The following is a 14,247-nucleotide window of genomic DNA, read 5'->3' as shown; positions in this document are numbered from 1 at the left end:
CATATTTGAGCTTCATAAGAGGCTTCAGAGGCCGGACACGCCGCTACGGCTAAGTTCGCATAGGGTCGTCGGCCGCACCAACTCGGCCTGGCCTGGCCTGGGGCAGAAAAGCCATTCCGCACGCATGTACGTGGAGCCCCAAGTCCGGCATCCAGGCTATCCGGTTGGGGGGCGAAGGCGTCCCCGTTCATGCCCTCGGCGCCGCCCTGACCGATGACGACGGCTGCGGAGTTCCTCACCCCCGCGGCGAGCATCCCACCATTGCTCCCCCGCCGTCTCGACCTCTCCGAACTCACGGAGATCCGGCGCATCTGGGGGGTGAGCGTCGCCTCGCTCATCCTCCGCTGCAGAGAATCGGGAGGGATCTCGAACGCCACCGCCAGCCGCGGCTACCAGAGCCTGGGCGCACTCGACGCCAGCCGGGCTTCACCGCCGAGCCGGTAAAATCGAGGCCGCCCTCGATCCGGGCGAGCACCTCGCGACGAGCCGGGCGCTGCGGGCGCTCGCGACGGTGATCGAAAGTGAATCGCGGCCGGCAGACCGCAGCAGCAGCTCACCTGACCGCCCCCGCAGCAGCGTCCGACAGGGGAACCGTCGCGGGGCTCTACGAGTACCTGGCCCTGTGCGCCGACACCTTTGCGAACTAGGGTCCGTCTTCAAATGATTGTTCGATGGTCGATCATGGTGTCGTGATTCGCCGCCATGAACTGACCGATGCCGAGTGGGAGTTGTTGGCTCCGCTGATACCGAGTGCCGGCAGAGGCCGGCCTCGGGCGGAGGACCGCCGGGTCGTCAACGGAATGGTCTACAAGATCCGGACCGGGGTTTCCTGGCGTGACCTGCCGGAACGCTACGGCTCCTGGAAGTCGGTCTACACCCGCTTCCGCCGCTACGCCATCGACGGCGTGTTCACTCAGGCCCTGCAACAGATCCAGGCCCAGGCCGACGCTGCCGGTGACATCGATTGGCTGGTCCAGATCGACTCCACCATCGTCCGCGCCCACCAGCACTCCGCCGCCACCGGCCGAAAAGGGGGAAGCATCGGACGGACGAACCGGACGATCACGCCCTCGGCCGATCCCGAGGAGGCCTGACCACCAAAATCCACCTCGCCTGCGACGGCCGCGGCCGGCCGTTGGCCATACTGCTCACCCCGGGGCAACGACACGACGGCGTCTGCGCACAGCCTTTGCTCGAACGCATCCGAGTGCCCCGCACCGGCCAGGGACGGCCCCGCTGCCGACCGAACCACGTGATCGCCGACAAGGCCTACAGTTCACGCGGATTTCGCGTCTACCTGCGACGACGCGGCATCGGACACACCATCCCGGAGAAGAACGACCAGAAGCAGCACCGCCGCAACCGTGGTCGACGAGGCGGCCGGCCCGCGGGTTTCGACCTCGAGATCTACCGCCGCCGCAACACCGTCGAACGCTGCTTCAATCAACTCAAAGGCTTCCGCGGCATCGCCACCCGCTACGAGAAGACCGCCACCTCCTACGAAGCAGCGGTCACACTCGCATCGCTCCTGCTCTGGGCAAGATCAGTTTGAAGACGGACCCCAGTAGCCGCTGGTTGCGCGCTGTCCTGCCGATGAGCGGATGGGTCAGGTTGGTGCGGTGGTTGGCGCGTTTCGCTTCTGGAGCAGGTTCGCGACGAGCATGACGACCACGGCAATGCCGACTCCGATGAACGTGAACAAGACCCGGCGTCCCTCGTCGCCAAGGTTATGCGGATGCGACAGGTCGATCCCGATGAGGACCGCGGCAGCGACGGCGGCGCAGTACAGCGCGTAGTTCCACCGACAGAGACCTCGACGAGCTTCGGGGGCGATACGTCGACGAGGGCCATGACTTCAATGATGCGGTGCCCTTGCGCGCGGCGCTCGGAAACGCGCGACTCTGCCGATGAGCGCTCACGTCCTGCCGCGCACATCAGTCGGGTAGAGACTTTGGTTCGCGGCCTGCGAGTAGAAGGATGCTGGAGGAGTATCTGCCTCATGTACTGGTTGCCATGCCGGGCGCGTCAGTGGGCTGGGTCCCATACCGACTGCCACAGGTCGAGCCGGGCCTTCAGCGGATCGGGTCCGGCCGCCGCACCCGTATTCGCGAAGTCCATCACGTTGCCGGTGGCCGGGTCGTAGCGCGGCCATTCCGGGAGGCCGGCGCCGTTGGGGTCACCGGTCCTGACAAAGTTGGCCCAGTAGCCGCTGGCGGTCCGGACCATCTCCAGGTCGGCTCCCTTCCGCTCGATCTGGACGATTCCTTTTCCGTCGAAGGAGATCGGCAGATCCAGGACGAACGGCATTTCAAACCCATGGATCACGCCGGGCACCGCATCGCGGTAGGCCTCGTCCACGTAGGAGAAGCGGTAGTAGTAGGCCGGCTGGCCCGCCCTGGTCATCACCGCCGCCAGATGCCGGGTCGGCTCGATCATGGTCCGGTCCGCGTAGACCGCCTGGTTGAGCGCCTTGAAGCTGGCGTTGCCGTCCGGGTCGTAGAGCTTGCGTGCCTGCGACGCGAGTGCGCCGAACTGAGCGAACACCGCGTCCTTGGTCTCCGCCACGCTGACCGCCAGGTCGACCGCGGTCGCCCCGCAGATCACCGGCACCATCGCCTGCCGGCCGCCGCGCATCGCCGCCTCAGACGTCTCGGCGATCAGCCGCCCGTCGATCGTCGGACCGCTAAAGCCCGCCGCGCTGGGACCGCCCGCGGCCATCGTGACCACTTCGGACATGCCGATGCCTTCCTCGGCGACCTTCTCCGCCGGCAGGGCGCGCAGCGCCGCCAGCGCCTTCACGTCATTGCCATCGATGCCCGCCTCGCGGGCGAACTCGACGGCCCTGGACTCGGCGGCGTCCAGGTTCTCCAGTGGAAACGCCCCGTCGCGGGCACTCGGCATACCCGGCGACTCCACGATCGCACGGTGGAACAGGCCGGAGGCCAGCGGCGAGATCAGCATCGCGACCATCGCGCCACCGCCGGCGGACTCGCCGGCGATCGTCACGGTGCCCGGGTCGCCGCCGAACGCGGCGATGTTGCGCTGCACCCACTGCAGCGCCGCGATCTCGTCCATGAAGGCGTAGTTCCCGCGCGGGTCGTCGGGCGCCTCGGCGGCCAGCGCCGGGTGTGCGAAAAAGCCCAGCCGGCTCAGGCGGTAGTTGAACGAGACCACGACCATGCCGCCCTGACGCGTGAACCTCTCCATCGGGTACTGCGACGCCGCCCCCTGGACATCTCCGCCGCCGTGGACCCACACCATCACCGGCAACGGATCGCCCGTCTGGTCGGCCGGGCGCCACACGTTCAGATACAGGCAATCCTCCGATCCCTTCGACGCTCCGCCAGCCCCTGTGCCCCCTGGCTTGAGAAGGCTGTAGTGCTGTATCGGATCGGGGCCCATCTTCGACGCGTCAAGCACGCCGTCCCAGGGCTTGACCGGTTGCGGTGCCCGCCAGCGCAAGTCGCCGACCGGCGGCTGCGCGAACGGGATCCCCTTGAAGGAGATTAGATCGCCCTCCGCCGTGCCGCGAACCGTCCCGCCCTCGACGGTTGCCTCCAGCAGTCCCTGTGCCATCCTTCTCACCGTCCCTCGGCCGTTCGCATGCGCGGATTGACGAGCCCTTTCCAACTCTCAGCCCGATCGGAACATGCAACCCCGCCCCCCGTCATCACCCCGATCGGGCGACACGGACCTCATACGCGCCTGATCCATGAGAGCCGACTCGTCCGGCATGAGCATGGAAAGCCCGGCCCAGCGGGAGCCTGCATGACGCGAAACTGCAGGTGTCTCGTGGGACCGGACCAGTGAGTTTCCAAGCCGTCACCGTCGGTCGCACCCGTCCCGGGTTGGGCACGAGGCACGCCGCAAGCAGGTGCCGCGATGATCTTGGTCGGCGGATCCGTGGCCGTCCGGATGGTAGGGCGTGACGCACGCACATGCCGCTGTCAGTACGGCATAGCGTGACCACTGTCCGGCTCACTCGATGCTCGTCGAACGGGCTCGCGCGCTCAGACACCTGACGGCACCATGCACATGTGGTTCACCGGCCAGTATTCGGGGTCATCGAGAACCAACGCCTCGTGTACACCGACGCGGTGTCCGATGAGCACGGCAACGTGTTGTCACCCGTGCAGACGGGCATGCCAGCCGGTCACCCCACCACGACGGAGGTCCGCGTCGCGCTGGAACCTGCCAACGGCGGAACCAAGATGAGGCTGACCCACGTCGGCATCCCCGCCGGGTCCCCCCGGTGCCGGCCCGCCCCCCTGTCGGCGCGCGCTCTGTCCACCGCACGAAGCCCCGACCAACGGCGGTCAGTCGGGGTCGCGCACGCAGCGGAAGCCGACGTGGTTGGTGGTATCGCGGGCACCGTGGCCTTGCCGGGCGGCCGGCCGGTAGCGGTGGCAGTACTCCGGGGCACACAGGTGGGAGCCCCCCTTTGTCACGAATCGGTCCTGCTCACTCACTGTTCCGGTGGGGACGCAGCACGATGGGGAGGGCTCGGCGTGTACCGCGTCGTGGTCATCGATCCAGGCCGTTGCGGTCCACTCCCACACGTTGCCGGTCACGTCGTAAAGCCCGTATCCGTTGGCCGGGAAGGTACGGATCGGCGACGTCCGGGCGAGATGCGGTGGCCAGAGGTTCTCGTACGGGAAGTGCCCTTGCCAGGTGTTCGCCATGGTCTTGCCGCCCGCTCGCATCTCGTCGCCCCACGCGTAGGTGGCATCTCCGAGGCTGCCCCGTGCGGCGTGTTCCCATTCCGCCTCGGTTGGCAGACGGGCACCGGCCCAGGCCGCGTATGCGGCGGCGTCTTCCCAACCGACGTGCACAACGGGATGCAGCTCCAGGCCGTGCAGCGTGCTCCCCGGCCCGTACGGGTGCCGCCAGTCGGCGCCCGGCACCCAGGACCACCAGTGTGTCCAGTCGTCGAGGGGGACGGGACCGCTGGTGCCGGTGAACACCTGTGACCCCGGAACGATCAGGTCGGGGTCGGCGCCAGGGAAGTCCCGAGGATCGGGTGCCCGCTCGGCGATGGTGATGTGGCCGGTGTCCTTGACGAAGCGCCCGAACTCAGCATTGGTGTCTGGGTGCTCGTCGACCCACAGCTCGCCAACCATCACGTCCTTGACCGGTCGCTCCTCTGGGTAGAAGTCGACGGATCCCATCCGGAACGAACCACCGGGAACCAGCACCTGCCCACGCCCAGTCACGTGCTTCAGCCTAGAGCGCACTCAACGTCGTGAGCGGTCGTGGGCGACTCGTCCGGCTGAGCCGGAGTGCGGCTCCTGCGTCCGGATGGTCACCTTCTTCAGCAGGACGGTGACCCGAATGGTGGCTGGTAGGTCGGCGAGATCGGCGTGCCCCAATCCCCACCGCCGATCATTTGAAGACGGACCCTAGACCGAAGGGGACTCCGGGCGCGCCTATACCCAGCTTGCGGACTCGTTCGACCGCGGCGTCGGCCATCTGCCCAGCCAGCTGATCCCCGGCTTACTGCCGTCGGTGTCCACCGAGGAACGCGAGGACCACGGAGGACAGCCCGTCACGGCTGGGAGGCGCTCACCGGCGCTGAACACATCGTCCCGTATGTCCATATCGCGACGCACCGTCAGCACCCATGTGTCCAACATCTACAGGAAACTGGAGATGGCCTCGCGCGTCGAACTCGCGGCCGAGATCATCCATGGGCGGCATCCGGACCGCGCACAGCCGGAGAACTGACCGCGTCCCGCGCCCCCAGCCCGGACACCGCGAACACTCCCGAAGAATCCCTACGTCAGCTGACGGATGTATCGGCCCCTGCACGCTCCTACTTTGGCGGTGCCACGACGGCCCTCCCCTCCTCGTACGACCGTCGAAGACGAACGAACGGAACCACCATGAGCGTTGACGCGATCCCGATCCGTCCGCTGCGTACCACTGCCGAACTTCTTTCGCTCTCACCTGCCGTCGCCCCGTCGGCACCCGCGGCCGGACCGGCCCACGCAGACAGCCCGACCCGGTAAGGGTCCATCTACCCACGTCAGTGGCACCGTGGCGCCATCGGGGGCGGCCGCCGTATGCGGGGGATTCCGCTGACGAGTTCGTTCAGTCATCCATCAGGACCCATCGCAGGCGCTTCCGCGCCGGCGAATCCGAACAAGCAAGGAGTCGCAGTGGTTGAAAAGTTGACTGCACGCTCAGGTTCGCGTCGCAGAAGAGCTCATCGCCTGGTGGTCCCCATCCTCGGATCGGTAATTGCGATGCTGGCCTCTGTCGTCGGGATCGTTCCGGCTGAGTCGGCGATAGCCGACACGGGGCTGAGCGTGTCGTCGGATTCGGTGCGGAAGGTGGCGGCGGGGACGACCGTGCCCGTCGGTCACATCTATGTTGCCGGTGACAGCAGCAAGACGCTCGACATGTACCAGGGAAGGACCGACACCGGCCACTACGCAAACGTGTACGGGAAGAACTCGTCGAATCCCAGCAACCAGCAGTTCCGCCTTTACACGATGAGCGACGGATCGTTCCAGATCCGGGCGGGCAACGGTAACTGCCTGCAAGCGGCGACCTGGTGGGACAGCTGGAACCGGATCCGCGCCGTCACCCAGGAGTCGTGCGATTCGAGCAATAAGCACCAGCTGTGGGCGCCGACGCCACGTAGCTCCGCGGCCGATAACCAGACGGTTGGATACCAGATCAAGAACGTGGGGTCGGGCAACTGCATGGACTACCTGACCTCGTGGCCCGAGGTCAACTCGGCCAACTGGGTGGATGACTACGAATGCCGCAATACGGCCAACCAGACCTGGGCCTTCGACAGTAGCCATCAGAGTGTCCTGGACAGTCTCGCGGTGCAGTACCAGATCGCCTCCGTGTGCGGCGGCGCGACCAGTTCGTCGATCTCCAGCTCCTGCACGTTCACGGAGACCGGCAGGAGCATTGCCAGTGGCCCGGGGAAATGCGTCGGCACCGCTTGGTACAACGAGTACGACAAGCCGGTGACCGAGAGTTATTCGACAACCACCAGCCTCGCATACTCAGATTTGTGGGGCGTCAGCCTCAGCGTATCCGAGAAAGCCGCAGTTGCCCCGTTCGGCGTCGGCTTTGAGCTGACGCTGACTCAGCAATTCAACTACAGTCACACTGAGACGTCGACCCGCGGCGAGACGTTCACCACGCAGGTCCCGATTGACGCAGGTAAGTACGGCTGGGTGGTTCTGTCTCAGCCGATCGTCCGCGTGACCGGATACTGGACTTTCGGCGCTGGAACCAGCCAGTCCTGGACACTCCCGGTGACGCAGGACATCCCGGCCGCGAGCGAAACCGGCGGCTTTAAATCGATCGTGACCGCGCGTCAGGGCGACAAGCTGCCGACCACCTGCTCCGCCCCGGTACCTGCTACCACCTGACCATATCCGCCAACGGCGCGATCACCGGTACGACGGACATGACCGGGATCTTCACCGCCATCGTCCTCGATACCGGAGCGAGGGGGCAACATGGGCTAAATGAGCCCTCACCGGGACCACTTAGCCTCGACCTCGCGTGAGGGTCCGTCAGTTTACCGATGGACCCTCACGCTTTTTTGCTTGTTGGAGCCGCGAATTCCGGGGCTTCGGCCCAGCCAGACTGCAGGCCGGGGACGTCCCGGCCGAGCCGGCGCACCACCTACGCGGCTCCTGCGCCTGTGAGCTGAGACTTCGAACGCCTTCCCCCCAACGGCACCGGAGCGTGCGTTGCCGACATCGAGCCCGTCACTCGATCAGCGGCCACACTGAAAGAGGTCCGCACTTCCGCTCGGTATCGAGCGCAGCCTCGGACACCGCCCTGGCCAACGGGTCGATCTCTGTGTGCACGAACGCCTTGCCGGGATTGAGCACCACGGCCTCGACGTCGACCACGCCCCTGGGCGACTCCTCTACGGTGCGCCACACCAGCGACCGTGCAGAGACGGGCAGGGCGCTGCCGCTTCCCTTCCGTTCGGCTGCCTCGTACTCCGCGCAGGTGCGGAGGTCCTGCGCAAGAACGACGTGCTTGTACTCCTGGGCCAGGAACTGCGGGACCCGGTGACCCGGGCCGCCGCCTCCCAGCGGACGTTCCTCGCCTGCGCGCAGCGGTCGCCGCGAGGTCGACACGATCCGGCCTGCGAAGGCGTCGACGGTCAGGATGTCCACCCGGTCGCGCAGCACCAGTCCGGTACGCAGGGCGGCAACGAGTTGCGTTCGTGTACCTGGTCAACAGGATGCGGTTGCCCTCGCGCATGGGCAGCATCTACGGCAAGTGCATCCGCCACCAGGAGCCTGAGGCAGTGGGCCACTGAAGGCCAGGCTGCGTCCACCAAACAGGGTCCAACTCGGCTCTCCGCAGCCGCCCAGCTGGGGGCGGCTGGGGAGTTTCACCGTCGCTCGGGGAACCCTTGTGGGAGTTTGAGCCGCGTAAACAGGAAAGCCCGTGGAAGGGCCCGAAAGGAGCATCCCTGCAGGGCAGCGTCGTGATTCGGCAGATATCCGCAGGTCAACGGGCCGTCTACGGGGCCTACATGACGTAGGCCCCCGAGGTCGTCGGCCTCGACGACCCCCGCAGCGAACCGCACTGCTCGACGTCGACGCCGAAGTGGAACAGGCCGGCCGCACATCGATGACGTCGCCGTCCCCGTGCGGGCCGATCGCTGGAACGCGCCCGGCCCCACCACAGAGGTGGCCACCGCCCAGCTGACCCTCATCGCGATAGGCACCGAGAGCAAGCCCTGCCAGGCATGATGGGCCCGACTGATGAACCGCAGCTGCTACGACACCGCGCATTGTTTACTGTCCACAAGGTCGTGCGGCGGCCCCCACGACAGGACGACAGCAGGCCACAGCTCGGGAGGAGAGCACGCCTGGAGCCGTCCACAGCCCTCCAAGCTACCCGCGCCACACCCCTTCGGCATGACATTCCACTGCTCGGCGGTAGGCCCTGACCTCTCCTCCCCATACCTAACTACTCGTCAGCAAAGTGTCAGCATTCGTTCGACTAGACCTGACCACACCCTGATCCACATGAGACTCGACACCAAGATCAAAATGCCGCTGCAGAGATCATGTCGACTCCCGCCGGACCCTCGGAAGCGGAACGATGCGAGCCGCCGCGCACAGCCCGCACCCTGATGACATCAGCGCTGTTCAGCGCGTTCTACCCCTAGGCTTCAAGCGAGTTGGGGGCAGTTCAGGAGCCAGAATCGGAGCGCCGTCGTAGCCCTTCACCTCGCCGTAGCGGGTGCCGTTCATCCAGTCCTCGCGGAAGCCTGCGATATCCCCTTGGGACCGCCCGATCCAGTTCCAGAACCATTGGATCTCTGAGCATTTCCGCAGGTCAGAGCATCACGAGTCTCGGGAAGTCAGCAAAAGTCAGCATCCGTGCCTCGCTCAGCGGCACGTTTCGCCGAAACATGACCACGTAACAGGCACTCGAACGATGAGCCCAGCCGCTCGTCGTATCCGCCGTCACCACCGAGTTCACGTGGTGTGTCACAAGAAACAGATCTATGCAAAACAGGTGGAAGGAAACCGCAGGTCAGCACCACGTGCGGCGTGCATCGGATGCATGAGCGGTGTGCCTTACGGGCACTACGCGCGGATTTCGATGCATACCTATAACTCGAACGGGCTGATCGCCGACTTCTCGAGACCAACGGCCTCGTCAAGCCGGAGGCTGTAGCTGCCAAGCGGGGCCGGACGACTACTTCCGAGCGGTCGTCAACGGCGCGTCGTGGTTCAGGATCGCGCGTCGCTCGGATCGTCGTGCTTCTGGACGTGGTACGACTGTGTCCCGTGGGGGATTTACGCATGCATGCGGCCGCATGGGGCCTTGTTCGGGAGAGCTGTCGAAGGTGTGGAGCGGTGATCCCCGAGCGGCTTCCGGTCCGTCTTCCGGAGCGAGGGCAGGGGCAGTGACGAATCGAGCGGTCCCGGCGTCCGTCCTGGCGGGGGTCGGGTCGTACGTGCCGCCGCGCAAGGTGGCCAACGAGGAGCTCGCGGAGCGCCTTGGGCGGGCGCCCGAATGGATCTTCCAGCGCTCCGGCATCCGGTTCCGGCACGTCGTGGAGCCGGGTACCACCAGCGGGGACCTGGCCGTCGCGGCCGGTCGCGAGGCGCTCTCGCGGGCGGCGGTCGGTGACGTCGCGGCCGTGGTCGTCGCCACCACGACACCGGACAGGCCGTGCCCCGGCACCGCCCCGAGCGTCGCCTCGCGCCTGGGGATGGCCGGGGTGGCCGCGCTGGACGTCCAGGCCGTGTGCGCGGGCTTCGTCTACGGACTGGGTGTCGCCCAGGGCCTGATCGCCGCGGGCACGGCCGACAGCGTTCTGGTCGTCGGCACGGACACGCTCTCGCTGAGCGTCGACCAGGCCGACCCCACGAGCATGCTCTTCGGCGACGGCGCCGGTGCCGTCGTCCTGCGCTCGGGCCACCACGAGGAACCCGGCGCCCTCGGGACCTGCGTCCTCGGCAGCGACGGCGGTGGCCGCGACCTGATCACCGTACGGGGCGGAGGGTCCGAGGAACGCTCGACGGCCGATGGCGTCCCGGCGGACCCGTACATGCGCCTGGAGGGGCGGGAGGTGTTCTGGCGAGCCGTGGAGCACATGACCTCCGCCTCGCGCGCGGCGCTGGACGCCGCGCGGTGGAAGCCGGAGGAGGCGGACCGGATCGTCGCGCACCAGGCGAACGCGCGAATCCTGGCCGTGCTCGCGCAGCGGTTGGGCGTCGCGCCGGACCGCGTGCTGTCCGACATCGAGCGGGTCGGCAACACCTCGGCCGCCTCGATCCCGATCCTGCTCGACCGCGCCGACCGCACGGGAGCCCTCGAACCCGGGCACCGGGTCCTGCTCACCGCCTTCGGCGGCGGCCTCGCCTGGGGTGCCACCACCCTCGTGTGGCCGCAGCTCTCCCGCCCGCACTGACTCGTCCCACTCATTCCGGAGGAACGGCATGTACGACACCTTGGTGAAGATCCTCACCGGCAGGTTCCAGGTGCGGCCCGAGCTGGTGACCCCCGAGGCCGCCCCGCCGGCCCTCGGCCTGGACTCGCTGTTCGTGGTGGAGCTGTCCTTCGTGCTGGAGGAGGAGGCCGGTCTGAAGATCGGCTTCGACGAACTCGCGGAAGCGGACACCCTGGCCGAGATCACACGGCTGATGCAGGACGAACGGAACAGGCAGGGCAGGCAGGACGCGTCGGTCTGAGACCCGTCGGCCGTACTCGTGAGGGGCGTCAGCGGCGGGCGGCGCCCCGGGGACGCCGGAACAGCAGCGCGTGCACCGTGAAACGCGATCCGTCGAACTCCGCCCGGCCCTCCGCCCGCAGTTCCTTCAGCCGCAGCTGCAGGGTCTCCCGGTGCTCGGCGTACGCCAGCAGCGGGATGTCCATCTCGAAGACCTCCAACGTCTCGCACTCGTAGCCGCGCAAGGTGAGTTCCGCGACGGTCCGGGGGACGTCGGCGAGGGAGGAATGCGCCATGAGCAGGGAGCCGCCCGGCGCCAGGAGCCCGTCCACGCGGTCGACGACCGCGTCGTACACCGCGCGGCCGCCCCTCCGGGCGACGAGGGCCGTCTCCAGTCCGTCCGTCCTGGCGTAGCTCGGATCGTAGGGGAGGTGGGGTGGGTTGGTGATCACCAGGTCGAACCGCTCGTCCGTCGTGTACTCCTCCAGCGGCGACGTGACGCACGTGAGCCGTGAGCCGTCGAGCCCGTTGGTCGTCACGTTGGCCACGGTCTGTGCGGCGGAGGCGGGGTTGACGTCCAGGGCGGTCACCCGCTCGGCGCCGGCCGCGAGCAGGGCGACGCTGTAGAGGCCGGAACCGGCCCCGATGTCCAGGGCGTTGACGCCCTCCAGTACGGGAGCGCTGGCATCGTCGAGTGCGCCGAGCAGGCTCAGTCCGCAGTCGGTCGGGAAGAGGACCTCCCAAGGGTCGTCCACCGTGATCCGCAGACGCGTGCCGCGGAACTCGACGATCCCGCACGAGGGCCGGGCCTCCCACAGCGAACCGTTCTCGCCGGCGGGCAGGACACGGCGCCGTGTCGGCGTGCGGTCGGGAGCACTGGTCATGGGAACGGAACCTTTCAGGGGGAAGAAGGTACGGAGTTCGCCGTGGCCGGCGCGTTTCCGGTCCGGCCGGTCACTCGGCGAGGGCGGACAGCACGAGGCGTACGGAGTCGTCGGCGATGCGCCGCGCGCGTGACTCCGTAACCAGGCCCTCGACGTAGCCGAAGTTCCACGCGAGCCGTCCGTGAACGGTGGTCGCCGTCGCCACGACGGCGCCCATCACCGAGACGCCCGTGAGGAACTGGGCGCCGTCGATCCGCCAGGGACCGACCTGTTCGGGGCAGTCGTAGCGGCCGACGTTGGACAGGCACAGGTTGATCGGCCCCTCCTCGTCCATGAACCGCATGAACGACGCGCCGTCCGCCAGTGACCCGGGGCCCGCCACGCGCGGCAGGCTGATCGTGGCCAGGTGGTCCTGTCGTTTCCGGCGTCGGACGAGATCCTGGCTGACGGTCCGGGCCATGGGCCACAGCGACCCGCCCGGCTCGTACCGGACGCGGGTGGGGACCGTGGCCACGTAGGTGCCGACCTCGTCGGGGAGTACGGGCGGTTCCAGGTCGGCGCGGAAGTCGACCGGTGAACCGATCGAGAAGTACGCGGCGGCGGGGGTATCCGCGTCCCGGGCGACCGCCGACACCATAGCGGCGGCCAGGGCCCCGTGGACCGTGGTGCCGTGCCGCTTGGCGGCCCGTACCAGGCGTTCCAACTGGTCGGCGGTGAGGGACCGGTGCGTCATCCGGGTGCGCCGCCGCTCGAAGGGGACGTGCTCGTCGGGGACGATCCGCTGGGCAGGCCGGGTCAGGGACGCCCGTTCCTCGCGGCGCATCAGGGCCCGGAACCCGCCGGCGCCCGCCGCGCCCCGGTGCCGGCGCGGGAGCAGGTCGTCCGTCGCGGGAAGGACCCGCCGCGAAGTGGTCGGCGGCGTTGCTCCGCGGTCCAGTTGTGCGGCGATCTCGATCCACTCGCGGACCAGGGACAGGCAGGTCTTGCCGTCGGCGATGGCGTGCGAGACCGTCAGCAGCAGGTCGTGGAACTCCCCTTCGTTCTCGGCTTCGTTCTCCGTCCCTCCCGATGTGATCACCACCGCGCGCAGAAGCGGTCCGGTGCGCCGGTCCAGGCCCTCCGCGAGTTCGTGATCGTCGACCTCCTGTTGCCACCGGATGTCGGCGGCGGGGTCGTCCGGTCGTACGCGGACGTGCCGGAACGGGATCTGGCGTCCGTCCACGGGGACGAAGGCCGGGTGTGTTCCGGTGCCGTCGTCCATGATCGCGACGCGCAGCAGGGGGTGCCGGAGCTGGAGGACGTCCAGGGCGCGGCGGTGCAGCGACGGGGACAGGCGCCCGTGGACCCGGGCGCGGGCGATGACGTTGAGCGGCGAGGTCAGGTCGGCGATCCAGTACAGCCGTTCCAGGGGGCTCAGGTCCCGGCGGACGTCACCGCGGCCGGTGAACCGCTCGCCCGGGTAGGTGAGGGCCTCCACGGTCTGCCGGACGAGGACGCGACGGGGCACCAGCCGGAAGTAGGCGTCACGGATCAGCCGCCGGTGCGGGCGGGCCCCCTGGGTCAGTCTGTTCATGCTGCGGGAGCCGGCCACCATCGCCCGTGCGCGGTCGCGGCGCAGTTCCTCGTACGCGCGCAGGGCCCGCACCGGGTCGTCTCCCGTCGCCGGATCGGCCAGCGCCCGGGCCAGGACGACGGCGTCCTCCATGGCCGTGCCCGCCCCCTGGGCGAGCGTGGTCAGCATGGGGTGGGCGGCGTCGCCGAGGAGGGTGAGAGGGCCGTCGCCCCACCGTTCCAGGAAGGCCCGGTCGCGCGAGGGGACGGTGAGGATGTCCGCTGCGGGGGTGGCATCGATCACCGCCCGCACCTCGTCGGCCCACCCCGCGTAAGCCTGTCGGACGGCGTCCTTGACGCGGTCGGGTGCGGGCGTCCCGGGGGTGGTGCTCATGGCGGCCCACCAGTAGCACCGGCCGTGGCCGATGTCGATGAGGCCGAAGCGCTGTCCGCGCCCCCAGTAGTGGCGTACGGCCCCCTCGGTGAGGCGCGGGTGCCGGAAGGGGACGATGCCGAGCCGGAAGAGGTGGTCGCAGTCCCGTGGCTGCTCGGGTCCGACGAGGTGGCGCCGTACGGCCGAGTGGAAGCCGTCGGCGCCGACGAGGACGTCCCCGCTCGCCGAGCGGGGGG

General features: G+C 68.2%; 9 protein-coding genes and 3 pseudogenes. 6 read left to right on the top strand and 6 right to left on the bottom strand.

Annotated elements, in window-relative coordinates; genetic code table 11:
* The first annotated feature begins 692 nt into the window (after positions 1 to 692).
* A protein-coding gene (locus AB8A24_RS13665; RefSeq protein WP_369475850.1) for an IS5 family transposase occupies positions 693 to 1,552 on the top strand; the annotation gives its coding sequence in 2 pieces (ribosomal slippage) (positions 693 to 1,046 and positions 1,049 to 1,552; 858 coding nt in all).
* Between the two features lie 473 nt (positions 1,553 to 2,025).
* Here the strand turns inward: AB8A24_RS13665 and AB8A24_RS13660 are convergent.
* Positions 2,026 to 3,576, bottom strand: a complete 1,551-nt coding sequence (locus AB8A24_RS13660; protein ID WP_369475789.1) for a carboxylesterase/lipase family protein — start codon at positions 3,574 to 3,576, stop codon at positions 2,026 to 2,028.
* Between the two features lie 461 nt (positions 3,577 to 4,037).
* Between AB8A24_RS13660 and AB8A24_RS13655 the strand changes: the two are divergent.
* Positions 4,038 to 4,235 (top strand): annotated as a pseudogene (locus AB8A24_RS13655) (SRPBCC domain-containing protein); the annotation flags it as partial.
* Positions 4,236 to 4,316: 81 nt separating this feature from the next.
* Here the strand turns inward: AB8A24_RS13655 and AB8A24_RS13650 are convergent.
* Positions 4,317 to 5,195 carry a formylglycine-generating enzyme family protein gene (locus AB8A24_RS13650; protein ID WP_369475787.1) on the bottom strand — a complete coding sequence of 293 codons (879 nt, stop codon included), beginning with the start codon at positions 5,193 to 5,195 and terminating at the stop codon, positions 4,317 to 4,319.
* A 394-nt stretch (positions 5,196 to 5,589) separates the two neighbouring features.
* Here AB8A24_RS13650 and AB8A24_RS13645 point away from each other — a divergent pair, with 394 nt between their 5' ends.
* Both AB8A24_RS13645 and AB8A24_RS13640 read left to right on the top strand, forming a co-directional pair.
* The gene (locus tag AB8A24_RS13645; protein WP_328960539.1) at positions 5,590 to 5,724 is read left to right on the top strand and encodes a LuxR C-terminal-related transcriptional regulator; all 135 of its coding nucleotides are present in this window, start codon (positions 5,590 to 5,592) and stop codon (positions 5,722 to 5,724) included.
* 434 nt (positions 5,725 to 6,158) lie between these two features.
* Complete coding sequence (locus tag AB8A24_RS13640; protein WP_369475785.1) at positions 6,159 to 7,394, top strand: RICIN domain-containing protein; 1,236 nt, start codon at positions 6,159 to 6,161, stop codon at positions 7,392 to 7,394.
* Positions 7,395 to 7,898: 504 nt separating this feature from the next.
* Here AB8A24_RS13640 and AB8A24_RS13635 read toward each other — a convergent pair.
* A pseudogene (locus AB8A24_RS13635) lies at positions 7,899 to 8,247 on the bottom strand (DNA helicase UvrD); the annotation flags it as partial.
* Between the two features lie 899 nt (positions 8,248 to 9,146).
* A pseudogene (locus tag AB8A24_RS13630) lies at positions 9,147 to 9,320 on the bottom strand (pirin family protein); the annotation flags it as partial.
* A 593-nt stretch (positions 9,321 to 9,913) separates the two neighbouring features.
* On the opposite strand from AB8A24_RS13630, the gene AB8A24_RS13625 reads away from it, so the two are divergent.
* Both AB8A24_RS13625 and AB8A24_RS13620 read left to right on the top strand, forming a co-directional pair.
* Complete coding sequence (locus AB8A24_RS13625; RefSeq protein WP_328764353.1) at positions 9,914 to 10,924, top strand: beta-ketoacyl-ACP synthase 3; 1,011 nt, start codon at positions 9,914 to 9,916, stop codon at positions 10,922 to 10,924.
* 28 nt (positions 10,925 to 10,952) lie between these two features.
* Positions 10,953 to 11,204, top strand: coding sequence for an acyl carrier protein (locus AB8A24_RS13620; RefSeq protein WP_328960542.1), 252 nt, complete (start codon positions 10,953 to 10,955; stop codon positions 11,202 to 11,204).
* Between the two features lie 28 nt (positions 11,205 to 11,232).
* Here AB8A24_RS13620 and AB8A24_RS13615 read toward each other — a convergent pair whose 3' ends face one another.
* Both AB8A24_RS13615 and AB8A24_RS13610 read right to left on the bottom strand, forming a co-directional pair.
* Positions 11,233 to 12,066 carry a methyltransferase gene (locus AB8A24_RS13615; RefSeq protein WP_328960543.1) on the bottom strand — a complete coding sequence of 278 codons (834 nt, stop codon included), beginning with the start codon at positions 12,064 to 12,066 and terminating at the stop codon, positions 11,233 to 11,235.
* A gap of 70 nt (positions 12,067 to 12,136) precedes the next feature.
* On the bottom strand, positions 12,137 to 14,247 hold a 2,111-nt coding region (locus tag AB8A24_RS13610; protein ID WP_369475782.1), incomplete at its 5' end, for an FAD-dependent monooxygenase.

The organism is Streptomyces sp. BF23-19 (genome assembly GCF_041106355.1).
GTDB lineage: Bacteria > Actinomycetota > Actinomycetes > Streptomycetales > Streptomycetaceae > Streptomyces > Streptomyces virginiae_A.
Note: the sequence above shows the minus strand (reverse complement) of the source record. Positions and strands in the feature narration are given on the sequence as shown.

What these genes read in the sequence shown, in the direction of transcription:
- AB8A24_RS13620 (WP_328960542.1), top strand. Translation starts at nt 10,953, where the DNA reads ATGTACGACACCTTGGTGAAGATCCTCACCGGCAGGTTCCAGGTGCGG.
- AB8A24_RS13615 (WP_328960543.1), bottom strand. Translation starts at nt 12,066, where the DNA reads ATGACCAGTGCTCCCGACCGCACGCCGACACGGCGCCGTGTCCTGCCC.
- AB8A24_RS13660 (WP_369475789.1), bottom strand. Translation starts at nt 3,576, where the DNA reads ATGGCACAGGGACTGCTGGAGGCAACCGTCGAGGGCGGGACGGTTCGC.
- AB8A24_RS13645 (WP_328960539.1), top strand. Translation starts at nt 5,590, where the DNA reads ATGTCCATATCGCGACGCACCGTCAGCACCCATGTGTCCAACATCTAC.